Source organism: Symbiopectobacterium sp., assembly GCF_047692315.1.
Lineage (GTDB): Bacteria > Pseudomonadota > Gammaproteobacteria > Enterobacterales > Enterobacteriaceae > Symbiopectobacterium.
In genome coordinates, this window is the sequence record NZ_JBLLJS010000020.1 from 261,643 (window position 1) to 269,586 (window position 7,944).

Here is a 7,944-nt window from a genome sequence, read left to right on the forward strand (position 1 = left end):
TTCGATATATACAGAACAACACAACGACCACGCACAAGAAAATACTGATCTCGCTCATAATGCGACTTCATTACTACCAGAGAGGTAGTCGTGGAGATTATCTAACAAGAGACCCCCGGCTTACGCCGGGGCGATGAGGGGAGGTCGGTCACGCAGACTAGCGCGCAACCAGTTGGGTAATGCTGTATGCCAGAAAATCAATTTCTTGCGGCGTATTGTAAAAGGCCAGAGAGGGTCTCACTGTTCCTTCATGACCAAAATGACGCAAAATGGGCTGCGCACAATGGTGCCCTGAGCGTACCGCGATCCCAGCCTGACTGAGATGACGCCCAACCGCCTCATTCTCATGCCCGGCCAACACAAACGACAGCACGCTGGTCTTCTGCGCTGCGCTGCCAACCAGCGTCAAACCGGGAATGCGTGACAGCTTTTCGATGCCATATTCCAGCAGTGCATGTTTGTACTGGGCGATATTTTCGATGCCAAGCGTCGTCACATAATCGATCGCCCCCCCCAGCCCCACGGCATCCGCAATGTTACCAGTGCCCGCTTCGAACTTGTTCGGTGCGGGTTGATAGCGCGTCAGTTCAAACGTCACATCGGCGATCATGTTGCCGCCCCCCTGATAGGGTTGAGCCTCGTCCCATACCTCCTGCTTGCCATACACCACGCCGATCCCGGTTGGACCGAAGATCTTGTGGCCGGAAAACACGAAAAAGTCGGCATCCAGCACCGTGACGTTCACTGGAATATGTGAGACAGATTGCGCCCCGTCAATGGCGATACGCACGCCAAAGCGGTGTGCAATCGCCACCAGTTCCTGAATTGGCGTCACCGTTCCCAGCGCATTCGAGACATGCGTCGCCGAAACAAACCGGGTTCTGTCGTTAAACAGACGCACGTACTCCTCGACGATCAGTTGGCCTTGTTCATCCACCGGTGCCACACGGATCACCGCGCCCGTCTCCTGCGCCACCAACTGCCACGGCACAATATTGGCGTGATGCTCTAGCAGCGTGAGGATTATTTCATCCCCCGGGCGCAGCAATGGTTTCACGTAGCTGTGCGCAATCAGGTTGATTCCTTCAGTGGTACCACGCACAAAGACAATGTTCTCTGGCCCCGACGCACCGAGAAAACGCGCCACTTTTTCGCGCGATGCTTCATAAGCATCCGTGGAGCGAGCGGCCAGCGCGTGCGCTGCTCGGTGCACATTAGAGTTTTCATGCAGGTAGTAGTGGCTGATGCGCTCAATCACCTGACGTGGCCGCTGCGTGGTTGCGGCGTTGTCCAGCCACACCAGCGGTTTGCCGTCCACCTGTTCAGACAAAATGGGAAAATCCGCACGGATACGCTCCACCGGCGCCTGCCCGACACGCGCCAACGGCGCTGGCGTCCAGAGTGATGATGTGCCCGCCGTGGAGGTGACAATCGCACTCGATGGCACACTCGCTTGACCCAAAGGCACCACGCGCGGCGTATAAGCGGGATCAATATCGCGGGGGACAGGTGTCCCACTGCCCAACAGCGCCAACAGATCGCGCTCGTCAGGCAATCCATAATCCCGTGCAGAGGGGGAACGTCCCCAATTCTCTGACCACGCATCGGGCGAGCCCGGTGGCGTCAGGGAGCGGTTATTGAGAGTCGGGTTATTGGTAGTCATAGTATTCACCCACTTCAACGTCCTCCAGCACGGCGATCGCATCATCCGCCAGAATCGCCGCAGAGCAATAAAGTGAGAGCAGGTAGGAGGCAACGCCGTTGTCATCGATGCCACGGAAGCGCACCGACAGCCCACGCGATTGCTCGTTGGGCAACCCGGATTGATAAAGCCCCAATACACCGCGTTTGGCCTCACCAGAGCGAATCAGCAGGATATTGGTTTTACCCCCCTTGCCTTTCGGGTTCTTTAGACCGTCAACAAACAGCTTGTCGGAAGGGATCAGCGGGATGCCGCGCCATAAAATAAAGGTGCCGCCATGCAGGTTAGCGGTGACCGGCGGCACGCCGCGACGTGTGGCCTCACGCTGAAACGCTGCAATGGTACGCGGATGCGCCAGGAAGAAAGAAGGCTCTTTCCACACCTTGGCTATCAACTCATCCAGATCGTCTGGCGTTGGGCGTCCATTACGCGTCTGAATACGCTGCGATTCGGCGATATTGTTCAATAATCCGTAGTCGTCATTATTGATTAATTGGCTTTCCTGCCGCTCTCTCAGGCTCTCAATCGCCAGCGCAATCTGTTCTGACGCCTGATCGAACGGTGAACTGTAGAGATCGGCAATCTTGGTATCCACGTTAACGATGGTGGCAATAGAGTCCGACTGATATTCACGCGGCTGTGTCTGGTATTCGACATAACCTTTCGGGATTTCGATACGGGTTGGATCCTGGCTGCACAACACATCCAGCGGTGTATCCCCCTCCACCACTTTGTTAACGCGATAGATCCCAGACTCCAGCCCTTTATAGTCGAGGAAACGGCTTACCCAGCGCGGCGTAATTGCCCCGAATTGCGGTGCGGTTTTGGTTACGTTAGCCAGCTGGTAGGCGGCTTCACGCCCCAATGCATTGATGACTTTTTGTTCTGCCATGATGATACCTTCGTCTTATTTGCCGGAAATAAAGGGGATGACGCTCAGTACTGAGGCAAACGGGTATCCACATCCCGCGCCCAAGCGTTAATACCATCTTTCAAATTCAACACGCGGCCCTGATAGCCGGCACGCTGAAGCGCACGGATGGCGAAAATACTGCGCTGCCCAATCTTGCAGAGGAAAACCTCATCCACAGCAGGATCGAATTCATCGATACGCCGCACGATTTGACCGAACGGCATCACCTTAGCCTGAGGAAATTTCACAATCGCCCGCTCGTGAGGCTAAAGGATATCAATCAGTTGCACCGGTTTATCCGATTCCAGCCAAGCCTGTAGCTCCTTCGCGGTGACGCTCTCGATCGGTACCTCTTCGCTCGTAGGTTTAAGGCCGCAAAATTCCTCGTAATCGATCAGTTCGTGAATGATTGGGTGCTCACCGCACACCGGGCAACCCGGATCTTTCTCCAACCGGAGTTCACGTTGTTTCATCTGCCACACATCCAGCAGCAGGCGACCAATCAGGCTATCGCTACCGCCGACAATCAGTTTGATCACCTCGGCGGCCTGAATGGTGCCGATAATGCCGGGCAGTACCCCCACCACACCGCCCTCGGCGCAGGAAGGCACCAACCCCGGCGGTGGCGGTGCCGGGTACAGGCAGCGGTAGCACGCGGGCCTGCCCTTAGAACTGGAAAATGGAACCGTAAACAGTGGGTTTGCCCAACAGTACGCACGCGTCGTTGATCAGATACCGGGTGGGATAGTTGTCGGTGCCATCCACAACAATGTCGTACTCCCGAATAATATCGAGCGCATTTTTGCTGCTCAGCGAGGTGTTGTAGGTCACCACCTGAACATCAGGGTTGATGGCTTTGATTTTGTCTTTGGCCGAAGCCACCTTCGGACGGTCGATGTCTTTGGTGGTATGAATAATCTGGCGTTGCAGGTTAAAAACCTCAACGAAATCAAAATCCACAATCCCCAATGTGCCAACGCCTGCCGCGGCCAGATAGAGCGCGACCGGCGCCCCTAATCCACCGGTGCCGACCAACAGCACCTTCGCGCTTTTCAGCCGCTGTTACCCCGCCAACCCCACTTCCGGCAGCAGTAAATGGCGGCTGTAGCGAGCAATCTCGGCGTGAGATAACTCAGTCAAACGGTCGTCAGGAATGATACTCGGTGTACTCATACCGTCGCCTCTGTGCCACCGGCAATCGCGGGTACCAGCAACACTTCATCCCCCGGATTGATTGGCATTGCCAGACCACCACTGTGTTTGATATTGGTGTCACCCACATACAGGTTGATAAATGCGCGCAGTTCGCCCGTGTCGTCATACAGGTGCTGCTGAATATCGGGATAACGCGTTGCCAGCGCGGCGACCAGTTGACCGACGGTGCTACCTTCCAGACTGACTTTTCCCTGCCCCTCGGTAAAGGCGCGTAATGCGGTAGGAATCAATAATGTGGCTGCCATTGCTTTTCTCTCTCTGTCTGTTCTATCGGGTGATAAAAGCGTGCATTCACTGTTCGGCATGTCATATCACAATGCCGTTTGCACACTTTCCTGCCGGATCTGGTGTGCAATATCGGTGGTTAACTCAATCATCGGTTTCATTCTAAAAAGGGTCTGCAAGGTAGCGTGAGCCGGTGTCGCACAAAAGCGTCACCACCACCGCGTCGGCGGGTAAGGTGCTCGCCAGTTTGGTTGCCGCCGCAACGTTAGCGCCGGAGGAAACCCCTACAAAAATGCTCGCCCGACATGCTAATCGCCGCGTGGTGGCGTAAGCCTCTTCTGTGGTGACGGTGATGACGCCATCTTGTAAGGTTTCATCCAGAATGCCGGGCTTGATGCTGCTCGCCATGTGCTTGGTGCCTTCGATGCCGTGAAACAGCGAGGCGGGCTGCACAGCCAGCGTTTGCGCCAGCGGGTTTTCCTGTTTGAGCCGCTGGGCAACGCCGACAAAACTGCCAGAGGTGCCCATGCTGGCAATAAAGTGGGTGACTCGCTGCTGCGTTTGTTGCCAGATCTCCGCCCCCGTGGTGGCAAAATGGGTAGCGGGATTGACCGGGTTGTTGTATTGGTCAGGATAGAAATAGCGCGCGGGATCTGATGCTACCTGGGCTTTAACCGCCAGATAGGCGCCGTCAGATCCTTCCAGCGGATCGGTTTCTACAATTACCGCACCATAGTGGCGAATGATCTGTTTACGTTCTGCGCTGGTGTTCTGCGGCATATACAGCACCACCTTATAGCCCAATGCCGCACCAATCATGGCGTAAGCAATGCCAGTATTACCGCTGGTGGCATCAATAAGGATTTTTTCTGGCGTCAGCACACCACGCGCAATGCCATCCAGCACCATGGCTTTTGCTGCCCTGTCTTTTACCGAACCACTGGGGTTCATAAATTCCGCTTTCGCCCATAACGATACCCCGGGCGCGACGTTAGAAAATAAGGGCAAGGCGATTAATGGGGTATTACCCACCCTATCCAGAATAGTCATAATTACATCCGTATGCAGGGTGATTAATTATCTTCAGAAAAATCATTTCAAAAATAATGCGCGCCGTTAATTAGACCAACGACGGCTTATACTTATTTTTTATTATGAATAACCGAATTAAATAATGACATTCACCGTGTATTATCAGCTCAATGCCGTCACTAATATGCTTATTAAGAGCCTATCCCAGTAGGCGTAATTGGAGCAGCCAGTTTGGCCACGGACAGCGCGCAGAAACCGGAGCATACACATAGTACGTGAGGATTTCGAGCACTACCCAGGGCCAAAATGGCAAGTAAAATAGCCCTAATGGGATAGGCTCTAAATACCGTCGCCGTCACGGTACTATGTTTGCAGCACGCTAGCCTGACGCACATTGCTGTCCGGCAGAACATCATGCGTCAGCCAGACGTTTCCGCCAATGCTGGAGCGCGCACCAATGGTAATACGTCCTAATATCGTAGCACCGGCGTAAATCACGACATCGTCTTCCACTATCGGATGACGGGGATAGTTCTTTTGCAACTGCCCGTCATTGTCAGTGACAAAGCGTTTGGCACCGAGCGTGACAGCCTGATAAAGCCGTACGCGTTTGCCGATAATCGCCATCTCACCTATCACCACGCCAGTACCGTGATCGATAAAAAAGCCTTCACTGATTTGTGCTCCGGGGTGGATATCAATTCCGGTTTCGCTATGCGCCTTCTCCGTCATGATTCGCGCCAACAGTGGTAGCCCCAGTTGATACAGTTCATGGGCCAACTGGTAATGCATCACCGCATGAATACCGGAGTAGCACAGCAGCACTTCATCCCGGCTGCGCGCGGAAGGATCGCCCTGATATGCTGCCTGAATGTCACTATCCAGACGTTGTCGAATCGCAGGCAAGCGCGTAGCGAACTTGCGGATGCGGTGTTCTGCGTCCTGCGCTTCTGGCGATGTATTTGGCAACATAGTTCCGTGCGGTGTTGGGGTTCCTGCCAGGTAGTGCAATTCAAGCGCCGCTTCTTCCGCCAGTGCATCGAGCGCCGTGCCCAGCAGATAACCGACGTAGTAATCTTCCCCCTCTTTGCGCAGATCGGTGGCCCCCAATCGCATGGGATACAATGCTTTAATCAGCGTATCGACAACGCTATGAATACTCTGTTTTGAGGGCAGTAACCGTTTATTCTGATAATCGCCCTGAGAAAAACTGTCGCGCCATTGCTGACGTACGCGACGTAATTCGTCAACGACCCCATCCAGATGCCAATGATTATTTCGTTGAGAAATAAACACTAATTCTCCTAATTCCGACATAATGTTTTCCTCTCAAATGCGTGCAATGGATTTGGATGAATTGTTTTCTCAATTTTTATGCGTGATTCACCGACAAAACAAATACTGTTATTGGCTTTGCATAGCCAATAAATGGATAAACCAAACAGAACAAACAAGCTGAATGTGAAACAGCGCTAAACCCTGCTAAGTACATTCCGTTATGATGCAGTGATTGATAACCACAGGATTCTTCATATGAATGCCGTCACGTCGACGCTCAGCCGTTCTCGGCGAATTCACCGTTTTCCATGTACTCTGGGGATACTGGCCTGTGCTGTTGCTACCAACAGCACAGGCCAGCGAAGCGCTTTGCAGCAAGGTTACGGCCCCCTCAACGCAGGCGCTGTTATCCACTGTCGCTCATCCGCCTGCCGCCGCACCGCAAGCGATACCCGTTGTGCACACGGAAGGGACATTGCCTCATCAGGGCATCTACGACATTTCTAACGCAGCGCGACGTGATTTCAGCTATATGCGCGATCTGGCATTGGCGTGGCAACACACTCAAGATGCCGCTCTGCTGTCACGGTTGACTGTCTATCTGGATGACTGGGTGAAGACATACCAACTGAGCTTTAACCCTATCGATGAAACCAGCTTTGACGGGCTGATTGGAGCATACCGGTTGACGCGCAGCGCCCTGCCGGAAGCCACGCGAGAGCGCACCCGGGCCTTCCTGCATGCAATGACGACCGGGTATTTGCAGAAGATGGCCGAAAACCAGAACAGCACAAAAAAAATCTGGAGCAACAATTGGCAAAGCCATCGCGTCAAGCTGGTGACCTTGGGTGCCGCTGCGTTAGATGACGCGCATTTATTGGCGGAGGCCAAAGCGGCCTTTATCCGCCAGTTAGATGCCAATATTCACGCAGACGGCGAAGTGATGGATTTCGCCGAGCGCGATGCGTTGCACTATGTGGTTTACTCACTGGAGCCGCTGCTGCGCGCCGCAATGGCGGCACATCTGCAAGGCCAGAACTGGATTGATCTGAAAGGCCGTAATGGGCAGAGTCTGCGTACCGCGCTGGAATGGCTCAAGCCTTATGCCGACGGTGAAAAAACGCACGAAGAGTTCGCCAATACCAAGGTGCGCTTCAATATAGAGCGCCGCAAAGCCGGTGTTGCCGGGTTCAGCGGGCAGTGGCAGGCCAAGAAAGCGGCCAATGTGTATTGGTCTGCCAGCGTGTTGGATCTCCGCTATCTGGAGACTGCGCGACGCCTTAACAACACGCCGCCGCGCTGGCTGTGGGCCGCCGCCTCCTGCCGCTGACTCATTCGCCAGACATAGCGTGCGATCGTTGCAGCGCTCGCCATACCCGTTCCGGTGTGGCGGGCACCTCAAGCAAAACGTGGGGCTGTGCCTCATCCCGGCTCGCCACGGCAATTAGCCAGTAAGTCGAGCCACTGAGCACCCAGTTCGGGATTATTGACGATAAAGTCATCCAGCAGATGTAAATTAGCGCGAATATTACTCATGACACCCTCCACAATTTCTTATGGCGCTCAATGGCCTGTTTCA

The 7,944-nt window shown here is 54.2% G+C and carries 6 protein-coding genes and 1 pseudogene; 1 reads left to right on the top strand and 6 read right to left on the bottom strand.

Features of this window, described 5'->3' with window-relative positions:
• Positions 1-157: 157 nt before the first annotated feature.
• From ACMZI0_RS10850 to epsC, 6 genes and pseudogenes are all read right to left on the bottom strand, one after another.
• On the bottom strand, positions 158-1,663 hold the full coding sequence (locus tag ACMZI0_RS10850; protein WP_415672950.1) for a SufS family cysteine desulfurase: 1,506 nt from the start codon (positions 1,661-1,663) through the stop codon (positions 158-160).
• The gene (locus tag ACMZI0_RS10855) at positions 1,650-2,594 is read right to left on the bottom strand and encodes a family 2A encapsulin nanocompartment shell protein (protein ID WP_415672951.1); all 945 of its coding nucleotides are present in this window, start codon (positions 2,592-2,594) and stop codon (positions 1,650-1,652) included. The genes ACMZI0_RS10850 and ACMZI0_RS10855 overlap by 14 nt, the downstream gene beginning before the upstream one ends.
• 44 nt (positions 2,595-2,638) lie before the next feature.
• Positions 2,639-3,788, bottom strand: a pseudogene (locus ACMZI0_RS10860) (ThiF family adenylyltransferase).
• A complete protein-coding gene (locus ACMZI0_RS10865; protein ID WP_415672952.1) occupies positions 3,785-4,075 on the bottom strand; it encodes a MoaD/ThiS family protein in 291 nt (96 codons plus the stop codon). Before ACMZI0_RS10865 ends, ACMZI0_RS10860 begins: the two are co-directional and overlap by 4 nt.
• A gap of 142 nt (positions 4,076-4,217) precedes the next feature.
• Positions 4,218-5,105, bottom strand: coding sequence for a PLP-dependent cysteine synthase family protein (locus ACMZI0_RS10870; RefSeq protein WP_415672953.1), 888 nt, complete (start codon positions 5,103-5,105; stop codon positions 4,218-4,220).
• Between the two features lie 345 nt (positions 5,106-5,450).
• Positions 5,451-6,377 (bottom strand): serine O-acetyltransferase EpsC, encoded by a 927-nt coding sequence (gene epsC / locus ACMZI0_RS10875; RefSeq protein WP_415672979.1) that lies wholly within the window; start codon positions 6,375-6,377, stop codon positions 5,451-5,453.
• 247 nt (positions 6,378-6,624) lie between these two features.
• Here epsC and ACMZI0_RS10880 point away from each other — a divergent pair, with 247 nt between their 5' ends.
• Entirely contained in the window at positions 6,625-7,695 is a 1,071-nt protein-coding gene (locus ACMZI0_RS10880; RefSeq protein ID WP_415672954.1) for an alginate lyase family protein, read from the top strand.
• Positions 7,696-7,944: the final 249 nt, after the last annotated feature.